The 14,387-nt window shown below is 59.7% G+C and carries 12 protein-coding genes and 1 riboswitch; of the genes, 5 read left to right on the top strand and 7 right to left on the bottom strand.

What is annotated here, in order from left to right; all coding sequences use genetic code 11:
* A partial coding sequence (gcvH, locus tag R6W86_RS17130) for a glycine cleavage system protein GcvH (protein ID WP_410330561.1) occupies window positions 1-357 on the bottom strand: 357 nt, incomplete at its 3' end.
* Window positions 358-402: 45 nt separating this feature from the next.
* Entirely contained in the window at window positions 403-1,293 is an 891-nt protein-coding gene (locus tag R6W86_RS17125) for a LysR family transcriptional regulator (protein ID WP_410330560.1), read from the bottom strand.
* A gap of 127 nt (window positions 1,294-1,420) precedes the next feature.
* On the opposite strand from R6W86_RS17125, the gene metE reads away from it, so the two are divergent.
* Window positions 1,421-3,733: a 5-methyltetrahydropteroyltriglutamate--homocysteine S-methyltransferase gene (gene metE / locus R6W86_RS17120; protein WP_410330559.1), complete on the top strand. Its 2,313-nt coding sequence runs from the start codon at window positions 1,421-1,423 to the stop codon at window positions 3,731-3,733.
* On the opposite strand, the gene cpdA is transcribed toward metE, so the two are convergent.
* From cpdA to thiC, 4 genes are all read right to left on the bottom strand, one after another.
* Entirely contained in the window at window positions 3,727-4,533 is an 807-nt protein-coding gene (cpdA, locus tag R6W86_RS17115; RefSeq protein WP_410330558.1) for a 3',5'-cyclic-AMP phosphodiesterase, read from the bottom strand. The genes metE and cpdA overlap by 7 nt on opposite strands.
* 161 nt (window positions 4,534-4,694) lie before the next feature.
* A complete protein-coding gene (locus R6W86_RS17110) occupies window positions 4,695-5,180 on the bottom strand; it encodes a DUF1249 domain-containing protein (protein ID WP_410330557.1) in 486 nt (161 codons plus the stop codon).
* On the bottom strand, window positions 5,180-5,797 hold the full coding sequence (locus R6W86_RS17105) for an NUDIX domain-containing protein (RefSeq protein WP_410330556.1): 618 nt from the start codon (window positions 5,795-5,797) through the stop codon (window positions 5,180-5,182). Before R6W86_RS17105 ends, R6W86_RS17110 begins: the two co-directional genes overlap by 1 nt.
* A 488-nt stretch (window positions 5,798-6,285) precedes the next feature.
* Window positions 6,286-8,163 (bottom strand): phosphomethylpyrimidine synthase ThiC, encoded by a 1,878-nt coding sequence (gene thiC / locus R6W86_RS17100; RefSeq protein ID WP_410330555.1) that lies wholly within the window; start codon window positions 8,161-8,163, stop codon window positions 6,286-6,288.
* A 90-nt stretch (window positions 8,164-8,253) separates the two neighbouring features.
* Window positions 8,254-8,369, bottom strand: a riboswitch (TPP riboswitch).
* A 187-nt stretch (window positions 8,370-8,556) separates the two neighbouring features.
* Between thiC and R6W86_RS17095 the strand changes: the two genes are divergently transcribed.
* Window positions 8,557-9,915 (top strand): TolC family outer membrane protein, encoded by a 1,359-nt coding sequence (locus R6W86_RS17095; RefSeq protein ID WP_410330554.1) that lies wholly within the window; start codon window positions 8,557-8,559, stop codon window positions 9,913-9,915.
* A 44-nt stretch (window positions 9,916-9,959) separates the two neighbouring features.
* On the opposite strand, the gene waaA is transcribed toward R6W86_RS17095, so the two are convergent.
* Window positions 9,960-11,213, bottom strand: a complete 1,254-nt coding sequence (waaA, locus tag R6W86_RS17090) for a lipid IV(A) 3-deoxy-D-manno-octulosonic acid transferase (protein WP_410330553.1) — start codon at window positions 11,211-11,213, stop codon at window positions 9,960-9,962.
* A gap of 102 nt (window positions 11,214-11,315) precedes the next feature.
* Here waaA and lpxL point away from each other — a divergent pair, with 102 nt between their 5' ends.
* Genes lpxL through R6W86_RS17075 form a run of 3 tightly spaced genes read left to right on the top strand, consistent with a single transcriptional unit; the run spans window position 11,316 to window position 14,358 of the window.
* Window positions 11,316-12,269: an LpxL/LpxP family Kdo(2)-lipid IV(A) lauroyl/palmitoleoyl acyltransferase gene (lpxL, locus tag R6W86_RS17085; RefSeq protein WP_410330552.1), complete on the top strand. Its 954-nt coding sequence runs from the start codon at window positions 11,316-11,318 to the stop codon at window positions 12,267-12,269.
* Between the two features lie 17 nt (window positions 12,270-12,286).
* A complete protein-coding gene (locus R6W86_RS17080) occupies window positions 12,287-13,249 on the top strand; it encodes a mitochondrial fission ELM1 family protein (RefSeq protein WP_410330562.1) in 963 nt (320 codons plus the stop codon).
* Window positions 13,246-14,358, top strand: a complete 1,113-nt coding sequence (locus R6W86_RS17075; protein WP_410330551.1) for a glycosyltransferase family 4 protein — start codon at window positions 13,246-13,248, stop codon at window positions 14,356-14,358. The genes R6W86_RS17080 and R6W86_RS17075 overlap by 4 nt, the downstream gene beginning before the upstream one ends.
* The last annotated feature ends 29 nt before the right edge of the window (window positions 14,359-14,387 follow it).

Here is a 14,387-nt window from a genome sequence, read left to right as displayed (position 1 = left end):
GGCATCCATCAGGCCATCCAGCTCACCGGCATCCTCCAGCTTCACCTTGAACATCCAGCCATCGCCATACGGATCCTCATTGACCAGCTCCGGCTCATCCTCAAGGTTCTCGTTGACCGCAATCACCTCACCGGTCACCGGGCTGAACACATCCGAAGCCGACTTCACCGACTCGGCCACGCCGGCTTCCTCACCACCGTTGACCGTCACACCCACATCCGGCACACCGATGTAGACCACATCGCCGAGCTGCTCTTGGGCAAAATCGGTAATACCTATGGTAGCGGTGCCATCATCCGCCACCCGCACCCACTGGTGAGTCTCAATGTATTTCAGGTCTGCGGGGATATCACTCATGATTGTGTTTCCTGTTGAATTTTTCGCGCAGTTTACCGCATGAACCTAGCCCCAGCGAACCTCCCGGGCCAGGTTCATGAACGAATTCAGGTAATCAACCTCACAATCCCGTTCACGTAGGCCGAGAAAAATCTGCTTCGGCAACCCCTTTGCTCCCAGACGCACCGGAACCAGCGGGAGTTTCTCGGCATACTCTGCCACCAGCCATTTCGGCAGCGCAGAGACCCCCCGACCAGCGGCAACCATCTGCAACATGATGTCCGTCGTCTCGATGGCCTTGTGGCGGGCCGGACCGCTGTGAGCCGGCAGGAAAAACCGGGTATAGATATCCAGCCGCTCCACCTCCACCGGATAGGTGATCAGTGTCTCCCGTTCCAGATCGACGGGCAGCACGAAAACCTGATTTGCCAGGGGATGATCCCGCGAGACCACCAGCACCTGCTCGTAATCGAACACCGGCTCAAACACCAGTCCGGGCCGGTGCAGCGGGTCCGGCGTCACCAGCATATCGATGTCATGCCCGAACAGGGCGCCGATCCCGCCAAACTGGAATTTCTGTTTCACATCCACGTCCACATCCGGCCAGCGCTCGAGGTAGGGCCCCACCACTTTCAGCAACCACTGGTAGCACGGGTGGCATTCCATGCCAATCCGGAGCGTGCCCCTCTGCCCCCTCGCAAACTGGCCAATTACCTGTTCGGCATGCTCGAGCTGGGGTAGCAGCCGATTGGCCAGTGACAACAGATAGTCTCCGGCCTGAGTCAGTCGCAGCTGCCGACCATCCCGAAGCCACAGAGGTGTGTCCAGGTAACGCTCCAGCTTGCGAATGGCGTGACTAAGTGCTGACTGCGTGAGATGCAGGGACTCGGCCGCCGCCGTCAAAGAGCCGTCGCGGTCAACAGCACGGAGAATCTCGAGATGGTGTCGATCAATCATAGGCCAACATATGAATAGTGAATTTATTTCATGGATTACTGAAATAATACCATTTTTATTCATGCGATCACCGGCCTACCCTGACCAACTCTTACTCGAAGCACAATTCAGACGTCAGGAGCACACAATGGTTACCACTCACTCACTGGGCTACCCCCGAATAGGCGGGCAACGGGAACTGAAATTCACTCTGGAGGCCTACTGGCAGGGCCGACTGACCGAGGAGGAGCTGGAGATTACCGCCAGCGACCTGCGGCGTCGCCACTGGCAGGACCAGCAGGTGCTGGATCTTGTCCCGGTAGGCGATTTCTCACTGTACGATCAGGTACTGGACATGAGCGAAACCCTCGGACACCTGCCTGAGCGCGCGGGCAAGCCGGGCGGGCACACGCTCGACCGGTATTTCCGGGCCGCACGGGGCCGAGGCGCCAGTGACGATAGCTGCTGCGGCACCCAGGCCGGCGAAATGACCAAGTGGTTCGACACCAACTATCACTACATTGTCCCGGAGTTTCACCAGGACACGGAATTCCGGCTCGACAGCAGCCGGATACTGGCCCAGTTGGATGAGGCTCAGAAACAGGGTTTCCCTGCCAAACCGGTAATCATCGGCCCGGTGACCTACCTGTGGCTGGGCAAATCCAAGGACAGCAGCGACCCCCTGGCACTGCTCGAGCGAATTCTTCCCGTCTACGGCCACCTGCTCGACCAACTCGCCGAGGCCGGTGCAGAGTGGGTACAGGTGGATGAGCCTGCCCTGGTCACCGAACTGGACGATCGGTGGCGCCATGCCTTCAGCCTCGCCTACCACCACCTCAAGGCAGCCCGGCCGAAACTCCTGCTGACCACCTATTTCGGCCAGCTGCGGGAAAACCTCCAGCTTACCTGCGAATTGCCGGTGGCCGCCGTGCATCTGGATGCCGTGGCCGCCCGACCTGAAGCCGACCGGCTGGCAGACTGGCTGGCACCTCATAAAGTGCTGTCTCTGGGAGCGATCAATGGTCGTAACGTCTGGAAAACCGATCTCAATGCCACTCTGGACTGGCTGGAACCACTACATTCTCGATTGGGCGAGCGGCTATGGCTGGCCCCGTCCTGTTCACTGCTGCATGTTCCCATCGACCTGGAACCCGAAAACAAACTCGATCCGCAAATCCGTCAGTGGCTGTCCTTTGCCCGCCAGAAACTCGGGGAACTGACCACCCTGGCCAAAGCCCTGAACCATGGCCGGAAAAGCGTTGCCCGGGAGCTTGAGGACAACCGCATCGCCATTGACTCTCGCAGGCATTCGCCGAAAACCCGCAATCCGGAGCTCCGCGAGGCCATGTCCCGTATCACCCCGCAGCTGGGCCAAAGAAACAGTGCGTTCGGGACGCGGCGGGAGCTCCAGAGCAAGGTCCTGCCCCTTCCCCTTTTCCCGACCACCACGATCGGCTCCTTCCCGCAAACCGGCGACATCCGGCAGGTTCGGAAACAGTACCGGGTCAGGAAGCTGGGCAAAGAAGAGTACCTGAACCGGATCAAGCAGGAGATTGCCCACTGCATCCGCGAACAGGAATCCCTGGGCCTGGATGTCCTGGTTCATGGCGAAGCAGAGCGGAATGACATGGTGGAGTATTTCGGGGAGCAACTGCATGGTTATGCCTTCAGCCGATTCGGCTGGGTACAGTCCTATGGCTCACGGTGCGTCAAACCGCCCATCCTGTTTGGCGATATCACCCGACCAAAAGCCATGACAGTAGACTGGATCCGGTACGCCCAATCACTGACCGACAAGCCCGTCAAGGGCATGCTCACCGGCCCGGTCACCATGCTCAACTGGTCCTTTGCCCGGGACGACCTGCCCCGGGCGGAAACCTGCTGGCAGCTGGCCCTGGCCATCCGCGAAGAGGTGCAGGAACTGGAGAGCGCCGGCACCCGGATCATCCAGATTGACGAAGCTGCGCTGCGGGAGGGATTGCCCCTGCGGAAATCTGACTGGCAGGACTACCTGGACTGGGCCATCAACGCGTTCAGGATTGCTGCCAATGGGGTCAGTGATGAGACACAGATTCACACCCACATGTGCTATTCGGAGTTCAATGACATTATCGAAGCCATTGCCCGGATGGACGCCGATGTCATTACGATCGAGACATCCCGTTCCGATATGGAGCTCCTCGATGCATTCCGGAACTTCGAGTATCCCAATGACATTGGCCCCGGTGTCTATGACATCCACTCACCCAACGTGCCGGAGCAGACGGGAATCATTGGGCTGATGGAAAAAGCTGCTGAGAGGATTCCGGTGAAAAGGCTATGGGTGAATCCGGACTGCGGCCTGAAAACCCGGCAGTGGCAGGAGGTGCAACCGGCGCTCCGAGCCATGGTCGTGGCAGCCAGAGAGCTGAGGCAAAGACTGAAACAACCGGTCGAGAACGGCGAACCGGTAACTCAGTAGCCGGAGCTCTTCTGGTCCAGTTCGAACTCGAAGGCTCGGGCGCGATGAACTTCGGTACTGAAGTGGCCGTCCGGCTCGAGTTCGAACCAACGGTAACCAGGAGCCAGTGGCTCTACGGAAAAGTCCCTGGCACCGGAGGTGAACTGAATACAGGTGGAGGGTGTGGCAAGCAGCTGCACCCCGTTCCGGGTTTCTTCATGCTCCTGGTGGACATGCCCCCACAGCACGATCCGCACCTGGGGATGGCGGTCAATCACAGCCCAGAAGGCGTCGCGATTGCGGAGCCCGATTTTCTCCAACCAATCCGCCCCGATATCCACGGGGTGATGGTGCAGCGCAACCAGCGCCGGGGTGTCGGGGTACCCGGAAAGCGCACGATCGAGAAACGCCAGCTCACTTTCCTCCAGCTCACCATAAACCTTGCTCTGAACGGAAGAATCCAACAGTACAAAATGCCAGCCGCCCTGCAGAATCTGCCGGCGATCGGCCTGATAGTCTCTGGCGACCCGGTTGAGTATGCCTGAGTCGTCGTGATTGCCGGCCAGCCATGCGGAAACGCAGTGGAAGGAGGAAAGACTGTCACCGAAAACGCGATACGCCTGTTCGGAGGCATCCTGGGCGAGGTCGCCGGTGGCCAGAATCAGGTCCGGCTGGCCATGGGTCTGCAACACCTCATCGACCACGGCCACGAGACTGTCCCGAGTATTCACGCCCAGCAAGGCACCGTCCTTCCGGGCCATCAGGTGGGGGTCTGTTATCTGGAGCACCCGCAAGGCGCGGGCCTCGTCCGGTCTGGTCATGGCGAACCTGTTAAGCCTGATGCAACCACTTGAAACAGGGACAAGTGTACGACGAACGCTTCAGAATTGGTCACCGGCATCTGCAACCGGAGTCACATTCCCACCAGGCGTCGTCAACATATTGCTATTTTTGACAACTATGACACATCCGCAGCAGACCGTCAGTCCACACCCTCACCGGCCGGCCAGGCGGCGTACTCCATGGGCAGATGGCCAAAGCGCAGACAGTAATCCAGCCAGTCAGCCAGGAAGCCGTTCACCTGAACCTTCTCGTCCGGGTGATGCATGAAGCGGTTGGGATAATCATTGACCGGCGCGATCTGGCGGTCCCGGTAACAGCTGATCACCTCGGCCATGGCGGCGTCGTGATACACACGCACAGTCATCTGGGGATTGTTCAGCCAGCGGCCGGAGTTGTGAACCTGTTCCAACAGCAGGGTTTCGGTGAATCGGGCCGTCTGCAGGACCTTGATCCGGACCCGGCCCAGGTACTGGTTCTCCCGGTGCAACTCGAATTCGTACACCGGCTTGCCATCGGCTTCCAGCTGACGCAACTTTTTCAGGCGCTGGTAATTGCCGTCGTACAGGGCACCGAGCTGCCGGAGATCCGGCACGTAGCGCTTGGGTTTCATGGTCCACTCGGTCATCACTGCTTTCCTTTACGGAGCCTTGAACGGTTCAGTTCAAGCCATTGAAGCGCGATGATAGCGGCAGCATTGTTGATCCGGCCATCGTGGATCATGGCTATGGCTTCGTCCGCAGCAACAACGTGGGCCCGGATATCCTCGTGCTCATGCTCCATACCGTAGAGGCCGCCGGCATCTCTGGTGCTGATGTGGCCACAGTACAGGTGGATCATTTCGGTACTGCCGCCCGGAGAGACCAGGTAATCGCAGATCTTGTCGAGCTGGCTGAAGGTGAGCCCGGCCTCTTCCTGGCCTTCACGTTGGGCCACTTCTTCGGGGGTTTCGCCGTCTTCGTTCATTCCCGCCACGAGCTCGAGCAACCACGGGGACTGTCCGCGGCCGAGGGCCCCGAGGCGGAACTGTTCGAGCAGGACGACTTCGTCCCGGTCGCTGTCGTAGGGCAGCACGCAGGTGGCGTCGCCGCGGATGAAGAGTTCCCGGGTAAATACCGGCATGTCGCGGCCGTCAAATCGCGGGTGGGTCAGCCAGAGCTTGTCCATGCGGAAGAAGCCCTGGAAGACGGTTTCGCGTTTTTCGACTTTGACGTCGCTGGCTTTGAACTGGAACGGTTCGGTCATCGTTCACCCCGGTTGGTAATCGACTTTGAACGATAGCCGGTTGTTGGGGCTTCCTGCAAGCTCACGATCTGGCCTTTCTGCTCCTGACCCAGCCTGATAGTTGCGGGGGCTGGATGAATCGGGAAGCGCCTCCCAAAACACGCTCCTTCGGCACGTCCCTGTGACGCTTGAGCTCCGCCATCCATGGCTCCGCACAGTTTTGGGAGGCGCTTCCCGATTCACCCGATCGAACGCCCTGCAAAGCATAAGTAGAGTCCATGCCACATAGATAACAAGGCCCTATCGCTTCTAGATTTTCCGGTTTCCCAATGCGAATTCCCGTGAGTCTGGAAGAGCGCGGTGGGTGGCCCGGTTCAGGACTGTGCGGAGCCAGGGATGGCGGAGCCCAAGCGCCCCAGGGATGGGCCGTCAGGAGCGTGTCCTGAACCGGGCCACCCACCGGGCTCCAACCTAGAAGTCACAGTCCTGCGAACCAGAGCACCAAGCTATCAGACCTTGTCGTAAAGCTTCCCGCCGGACTCCACAAACTCGCGGGACTTCTCCTGCATCCCGGCGTCAATCGCGGAAATCTCGTCCAACCCGTTCTCTGCCGCGTAATCCCGGACTTCCTTGGAGATTTTCATTGAACAGAATTTGGGTCCACACATGGAACAGAAATGAGCCACCTTGGCGGAGTCCTTGGGCAGAGTTTCGTCGTGGTAGGCGCGGGCTGTGTCCGGATCGAGGCCGAGGTTGAACTGGTCTTCCCAGCGGAACTCGAAACGGGCCTTGGACAGGGCGTTGTCGCGGATCTGGGCGCCGGAATGACCTTTGGCCAGGTCTGCGGCGTGGGCGGCGATCTTGTAGGTGATGATGCCGGTTTTCACGTCGTCCTTGTTGGGCAGGCCCAGGTGCTCTTTCGGTGTGACGTAGCAAAGCATGGCGCAGCCATACCAGCCGATCATGGCGGCGCCGATGCCGGAGGTGATGTGGTCATAGCCCGGAGCAATGTCGGTGATCAGCGGGCCGAGGGTGTAGAACGGGGCTTCGTCACAGCATTCCAGCTGTTTGTCCATGTTTTCCTTCACCAGATGCATGGGGACGTGGCCCGGGCCCTCAATCATGCACTGGACATCGTGCTTCCAGGCAATTTTGGTGAGTTCACCCAGGGTTTCCAGTTCGCCGAACTGGGCGGCATCGTTGGCGTCAGCGATGGAGCCGGGGCGCAGGCCGTCGCCGAGGCTGAAGGAGACGTCGTAGGCCTTCATGATGTCGCAGATGTCTTCGAAGTGCTCGTACAGGAAGCTTTCCTTGTGGTGGGCCAGGCACCACTTGGCCATGATGGAGCCACCGCGGGAGACGATACCGGTAACGCGATTCGCTGTGAGCGGGACGTGATGCAGGCGCACGCCGGCGTGGATGGTGAAGTAGTCCACGCCCTGCTCGGCCTGTTCGATCAGGGTGTCACGGAAGATTTCCCATGTCAGGTCTTCGGCCACGCCGCCGACTTTCTCCAGGGCCTGGTAGATGGGCACGGTGCCGATGGGGACCGGGGAGTTGCGGATAATCCATTCCCGGGTTTCGTGGATGTTCTTACCGGTGGACAAATCCATGATGGTGTCGGCGCCCCAGCGGATGCCCCAGGTAAGCTTTTCTACTTCTTCCTCGATGGAGGAAGTGACCGCCGAGTTGCCGATATTGCCGTTGATTTTCACGAGGAAGTTGCGGCCGATGATCATCGGTTCAATTTCCGGGTGATTGATATTGGCAGGAATAATAGCGCGGCCGCGGGCCACTTCGTCGCGGACGAATTCCGGGGTGATTTCCGCCGGGAGGTTGGCACCGAAGGACTGGCCGGGGTGTTGCTGATCCAGCAGGCCCTGGTTACGGGCTTCCTGAAGCTTCATGTTCTCGCGGATGGCGATGTATTCCATCTCCGGGGTGATCATGCCTTGGCGGGCATAGCGCATCTGGGACACGTTCTTGCCCGGTTTGGCCCGCAGGGGTTTGCGTTCGTCCATGAACCGGAGCGGGTCCAGTTGCGGATCTTTCATCCGGCGGCGGGTGAACTCCGAGGTGTAGCCTTCCAGCTGCTCAACATCGCCCCGTTCGGAGATCCAGCCGGCGCGGATCGGCTCCAGGCCTTTGCGCAGGTCAATGTTCGCTTCGGGGTCGGTGTACGGGCCGGAGGTATCGTAAACGACCACCGGAGGGTTCTTTTCGCCGCCCATTTCAGTAGGCGTATCTTCCACAGTAATTTTCCGCATGGGCACCCTGAGATCGGATCGGCTACCCTGCACGTAGATTTTTCGTGAGCTTGGTAACGGTTTGATTGCGGCGGAATCAACTCTGGCGGAATCGCTGAGGTAGGATGGCAGGTCGGTCATTATTCGCTCCCGGTAAATGGACTGAGGGTTCGGGTCGCGTATGACGGAGCCTGCATGGGCAGTCAATGCCACTCGGGCTGGACTGTTTTTAGGTCATCTGGTCTCAATCCCTACGCCGGTATTATCCGGATCAGGTCGCGGGTTCTGCGATGCAATCTCAGCCAGCCACCCATGAACCAGGTAAGCCAGCACCCCGTCAAGACGCGAGTGAAATTCCGTTCAGCACACAAATTGTGTGTCGTTTGCAAGTGTAGAGGCCAGGGGAATTATTGTCCATAATGGCCAACCATAAGCCCGCCGGATGCACAATCCGCTGTTTGAGAGCGCTGTGCGGCCGGTTACCAAGCGTCGTCCCGGACTGACGCCCATGCGCACAGTTTTTCAGGAGAAAGAATGAAAAAACGACTGCTTTCCGGACTGATCGGTGTAATGGCCGCCCAACCGGCCCTCGCCACCGACCTGATCGACACCTACGAAAAAGCCCTCTCCTATGACTCTGGCATTGCGGCCGCCCAGGCCAGTTTCGAGGCCCAGCAGGCCGCGAGCGATGTCAGCAAGAGTTCACTGCTACCGCAGGTGGACGCCTTCGGCAACGCCAACCATACGGACCTGGATGGCGACATCCAGGACGAAAGCTACAAGTCTACCAGCTACGGTGTCCAGCTGACCCAACCGCTGTTCCGCGCCGACTCCTGGTTCCGGTACGACGCCAGTCAGTTCCAGACCGAATCCGCCCGGGCCCAGTACAACCTGGCCCAGCAGCAGCTGATTCTGGACGTGGCCACTGCCTATTTCAATGTGCTTCGGGCCCAGGACACCGTCACTACAGCCCTGGCCACCGAAACCGCGATCCAGCGCCAGTATGAGCAGGCCCAGGAGCGCTTTGATGTTGGCCTGATTGCGATTACCGAGGTATATGAGGCCCGCGCCAGCTATGACGACGCCAAGAGCCAGCGCATTGCCGCGGAAAACCAGCTCAATGTCGCCAAGGAACAACTGGCAAGACTGACCGGGGAGTACCCGGAGGATCTGGATAACCTGCGCCGGAACTTCCCACTCGGTCGCCCTGAACCAATGGATCCCTCGGCCTGGGAAACCACAGCGCTGGAGCAGAATTGGTCCATTCAGTCCGCGCTCTATGACCTCAACGCCAGCGAGGCCAACCTGAAGGTTGCCAAATCCGGCCATTACCCAACGCTGGATCTGACCGCATCCTACGGTGACAATGACATTGACGGCGGCAGCAGCACACTGTTCGAAGGGACCCAAGGCGTCATTGGCCTGGAGCTGAACGTGCCTCTGTACACCGGTGGCGGAACCCAGGCAGGTGTTCGCCAGCAGCGTTCACTGGTAACAGTCTCCGAACAGCAACTCAATACCGTTCGCCGGGATGTCCGGGTGAATACCCGCAGTCTGTTCCTGACAGTGAACAACAACGTTGAGACCGCTTCGGCGCTGTCACAGACCATTATTTCCCGCCGCAGCGCACTGGATGCTACCCGTGCCGGTTATGAAGTGGGTACCCGGAATATCGTGGAAGTGCTGGATGCGGAACGGGCCTATTACGTGGCATTACGTGACTACGCCAACGCCCGGTATGATTACGTGATCAACACACTGCAGCTGAAACAGACCGCCGGCACTCTGAGCCCACAGGATCTGGTAGGCCTGAACAACTGGTTGAGCGAAACTGCCCCGGGCATCGAGGCCCTGGCCAACGAGGAACAAACTCTGGACGATCCGACCCGGTAAGGGTCGTCCTGTCTTTGCGGGCAGCCACGCTGCCCGCCTTCTCCTCAGACCCGCTCGATAATCCCCTCGACCACTTTTTCCAGTGCACCCCGGTTCTTATTCACCACTGACAATGCACGCCGGCCAATCGCCTCCCGCTCCGCGGGGTGACTGAACAGGGATATCAGGAAGGTCGCCAGTTCTTCGGCGTTGGCCACGATCTTGACGCCAGTATCGTCCAGCAGGCGCTGATAGATAGTCTCGAAATTGAACACATGAGGCCCGGAAAACACCGGGATTCCCCAGCCAGCTGGCTCCAGCGGATTATGCCCTCCCCTTTCAATCAGCGACCCACCGACAAAAGCAACGTCACTGGCGCCATAGAGCATCATCAGCTCACCCATGGTGTCGCCCAGATAAACCTGGGCACCAGCCGGATCCTCGCCACGAGAGCGTCTGGCAACGGTCAGTCCGCGGGAAGCGACCTTGTTGGCCACCGAATCGAACCTTTCGGGATGCCTTGGCACCAGGATCAGGAGCGCTTCGGGATGGGCAACAAGCAGTTCCTGGTGGGCAGTGAGCAACTGAGCATCCTCTCCCCCATGGGTACTGCCGGCAATCCAGACCGGCCGCCCCGCCAGACGTGTTCGGAGATCCCGTGCAGCCTGCCGGACATCCGGTGGTATATCCACGTCAAACTTGACGCTGCCGGTGACTTCCACCTTGTCCGGGACGACCCCGATACGGCGGAAGCGCTCGGCATCCTTCTCGGCCTGGGCCGCCACCCAACTGATACTCTGCATGATCGGTAATGCAAGGCTCCGGATCCGTCCATAACCTCGGGCAGAGCGTTCGGACAGGCGAGCATTGATCAGGAAGACCGGAACACCACGGGCCCGGCTCTGGCGTATCATGTTAGGCCAGATCTCAGTCTCCATGATGACCAGGATCCGGGGACGGGTGCGATTGAGAAACCGGCGAATGGAGCCGGGGGTATCGTAGGGTGCATAGGCATAGCGCACCCGGTTACCAAACATCTTTCGGGCCTGGGCCAGGCCGGTGTCGGTCATGGCCGTCATCAGTATGGTGATCTGCGGGTCCCGCGCCAGCAGGCGCCGCACCATGGGTGCCGCCGCGATGGTTTCACCGACTGACACCGCATGGACCCAGACAACCGGTCCCGGAAGCCGGGGAACCAGCCCGATGCGATGGCCAATATGCTGGCGCAGAGCGGGAGCCTTTCGACCCTGCCACCACAGCCTCAGCAGGATAAACGGCAGGATCAGACGGATGAGCTGGGAATAGAGAATTTGGAACACGCAGGACTCCCGGCAAAACAGTGCGTTATCATAGCGCAAAAATCGTCAAGGGGCCGCATGGTGCCCCCGGATTCACCCATTGTCGATGCAAGGTTCCCCGTTTTGAAGAAGAAGTACCGCAAACTGCCACGTAACACGGACTACTCAGCCTACCGACACCCACGCTGGTGGCCAACCTGGCTGAGTATTGGACTGATGTGGCTGGTGGCCCAACTGCCAATCCGTCTGCAGTGGTGGCTGGGCAAGCTGGCCGGATTGCTGGCGTGGAAATTTGCACGGAGCCGCCGTCACATTACCGACGTGAATATCCGGCTGTGCTTTCCTGAGCTGACCGAACAGCAACAGGCAGCGCTCGTGCGCAAGGCCTTCATCGCCAACGGAATCGGGCTAATGGAGCTGGGCATTGCCTGGTTCCGAGACCCGGCAATGCTCACCGGCATCACCCGCATCCACGGCATTGAGCATTTCGAAAAGGCCCTGGAAGCCGGTTACGGTGTACTACTGCTGGGCGGTCATTACAGCACCCTGGATCTGGGAGGCGGCCTGGTGACGGAATACATCGAGGCCGATGTCATGCAGCGGGATCACAACAACCCGCTGATGAATGCTGTCATGACCCGGGCCCGGGGCCGGCGTTACGGTAACGTCCTTGGCACCAAGGACCTTCGCGGCCTGTTCCGCAGCCTGAAGAAAAACCGCGCGGTATGGTATGCCACTGACCAGGATTACGGGCGCAAGAATATCGTGTTCGCGCCGTTTTTCGGCATTCCCGCCGGCACCATTACCGCCACCTCACGGATTGCCGAGCGCAGCCGCTGCAAAGTCGTGCCGTTCAGTCACTTCCGGCGTGATGACAAGCCGGGCTACGACATCTACTTCCACCCGGCACTGGAGAACTTTCCCAGCGGGGACGACCTTGAGGATGCCACCCGCATCAACCGGATCATCGAGCAGGAGATTCGCAAGGCGCCAGACCAGTACCTCTGGATGCACCGGCGGTTCAAGACCCGGCCGGACCCTGACGACCCCGGTTTCTACCGGCGCAAGAAAAAGTAGGAGTTGCCATATTGAGCATGGAGTCAGAGAAGGACGCACCTGTGGTCTGGCTGGTGACCGACGGCAAGCCGGGGCACCGGAACCAGCTGAGAGGCCTGGGCAACCGCCTGTACGCTCACACCGGTGCACGCCTGTATTGGCTGGATGCAACCGACTACCAGGTGCCATTGTGGCGCGCCCTGCTCCGAGCGGCGCCGAACCTGCCCGACGATCTGCCCCCACCCGACCTGATCATGGCTGCCGGTACAGGCACCCACCGGTTGCTGCTTGCACTCCGCCGCCAGGGCAACGCCATGACCCTGGTTATCATGAAACCTTCCTTTCCCCTGTCATGGGTGAACGGCGCCATCATTCCCGCCCATGACAAGGTGAAAGCATCTGCAAACGTCCTTGTCACCGAAGGCGTGATAAACACCATCACTCCGCTTGCAAGACTGACCGATAACCACGAGGCCCTGATCCTGATCGGCGGGCCCTCACCCCATTATGATTGGGACGAAGATACCGTTCTGGCCCAGATCAATGACTTGGTTGCCCGTTACCCTGACTGGCGCTGGACCATCAGCGATTCCCGGCGCACACCTCAGGCAATGCGAGAGCGCCTCGCGGATCTTTCGGCCCCCCGGATAAACGTGGTGAGCTGTGAAGCCACCCACGAGAACTGGCTCAGGCATCAGTTGTCTGCTTCCAGGGCGGTATGGACAACACCGGACAGCATGTCGATGGTATGCGAGGCCGCCACCTCCAGCGTGCCTACGGGTCTGCTGGATCTGCCCGCCAGACCGGACAGCCGGGTGGCAAAAGGCGTCAACCGCCTGGCCGAGGCGGGATTTGTCGCCCACTGGAGCGATCACCGCAACGTCATGACCAAGCAAGCCGTATCCCCCAGGCAACTCTGGGAGGCCGACCGGGCAGCCAGATGGGTTATAGAACGGCTCCTCAAAAGCAAACGAAGATCGACAAAAGGAAAAAAAGCGTGAGGATTCTGCAGGCACTACCCGCTCTTTACAGTGGTGGGGTTGAACGGGGCACCGTGGATCTCGCAGCAGAACTGGTTCGCCTCGGTCACGAATCCTACGTGGTTTCCAACGGCGGCCCCATGGCGGAACAGGTGCGCGGGCATGGATCCACTCATATTCACATGCCGATTCATCGCAAATCCCTGGCCTCTTTCGGCCAGATCCTGCCCATGCGCAAGCTGATACAGGACCTGAAGCCGGACATCATCCACGTGCGTTCCCGCATGCCCGCCTGGATCATCCACCTGGCCCTGAAGAGCCTGCCGGAGGAGGAGCGGCCTGCAGTCGTCTCCACCTTTCATGGCATGTACTCGGTGAACCCCTACAGTGCCATCATGACCAAGGCCGATCACATGATTGCCGTGTCGAACTGTGTGCGGGACTACGTGCTGAAGAATTTCAACGTCCCGAAAGAGAAGCTCACCGTCATCCAGCGCGGCGTAAACGTGGAGGCCTTCCACAACCGTGCCCTCAGCCAGCAGTGGCTGGATCACTTTTTATCCCGTTACCCCCAGCTGGCCGGCAAGAAAATCATCATGATGCCCGGCCGAATTTCCCGCTGGAAAGGCCAGCTGGACTTCCTCGCCATGATGAACCAGCTGATCCGCCAGCGCCCGGACTGCCATGGCATCATCGCCGGCGGTGCGGAACCGGGCAAGGAACGCTTCCTTGAAGAACTTGAAAGGGAACGCAGCCGCCTGAGTCTGACCGACAAAGTGACCTTCCTGGGCCAGCGCAACGACATGAACAGCCTGTATCTGTTCGCCGATGTGGTCTGCCATATGTCCACCAAACCTGAACCCTTCGGCCGGACGGTTACCGAAGCCCTAGCGTCGGGCACCCCGGTGGTTGCCTACAATCGCGGAGGGGCGGCAGAGACCCTCCAGGCCTGCTTCCGGGAGGGCCTGGTACCTCCGGATGACACCGGGGCTTTTGCTGCGACCGTTCAGAAAATTCTCGAGGAGCCGGAGCACGACATCCTGATTCCCGACCGGTTCCGGCTGGAGGCGCAGACGGAGACGACTCTCGAGGTCTATCGCAACGTTCTGGAACAGCTTCATCGTCCATGAATATTGCCATGATACTGGGCACACCGGGA

The organism is Marinobacter sp., assembly GCF_046484525.1.
Lineage (GTDB): Bacteria > Pseudomonadota > Gammaproteobacteria > Pseudomonadales > Oleiphilaceae > Marinobacter.
Note: the sequence above shows the minus strand (reverse complement) of the source record. Positions and strands in the feature narration are given on the sequence as shown.

Excerpts from the sequence above, each read along its gene's own strand:
- metE (WP_410330559.1), top strand. The coding sequence starts at position 1,421 with ATGGTTACCACTCACTCACTGGGCTACCCCCGAATAGGCGGGCAACGG.
- R6W86_RS17110 (WP_410330557.1), bottom strand. The coding sequence starts at position 5,180 with ATGACCGAGTGGACCATGAAACCCAAGCGCTACGTGCCGGATCTCCGG.
- R6W86_RS17125 (WP_410330560.1), bottom strand. The coding sequence starts at position 1,293 with ATGATTGATCGACACCATCTCGAGATTCTCCGTGCTGTTGACCGCGAC.
- R6W86_RS17105 (WP_410330556.1), bottom strand. The coding sequence starts at position 5,797 with ATGACCGAACCGTTCCAGTTCAAAGCCAGCGACGTCAAAGTCGAAAAA.
- thiC (WP_410330555.1), bottom strand. The coding sequence starts at position 8,163 with ATGACCGACCTGCCATCCTACCTCAGCGATTCCGCCAGAGTTGATTCC.
- R6W86_RS17095 (WP_410330554.1), top strand. The coding sequence starts at position 8,557 with ATGAAAAAACGACTGCTTTCCGGACTGATCGGTGTAATGGCCGCCCAA.
- R6W86_RS17080 (WP_410330562.1), top strand. The coding sequence starts at position 12,287 with ATGGAGTCAGAGAAGGACGCACCTGTGGTCTGGCTGGTGACCGACGGC.
- cpdA (WP_410330558.1), bottom strand. The coding sequence starts at position 4,533 with ATGACCAGACCGGACGAGGCCCGCGCCTTGCGGGTGCTCCAGATAACA.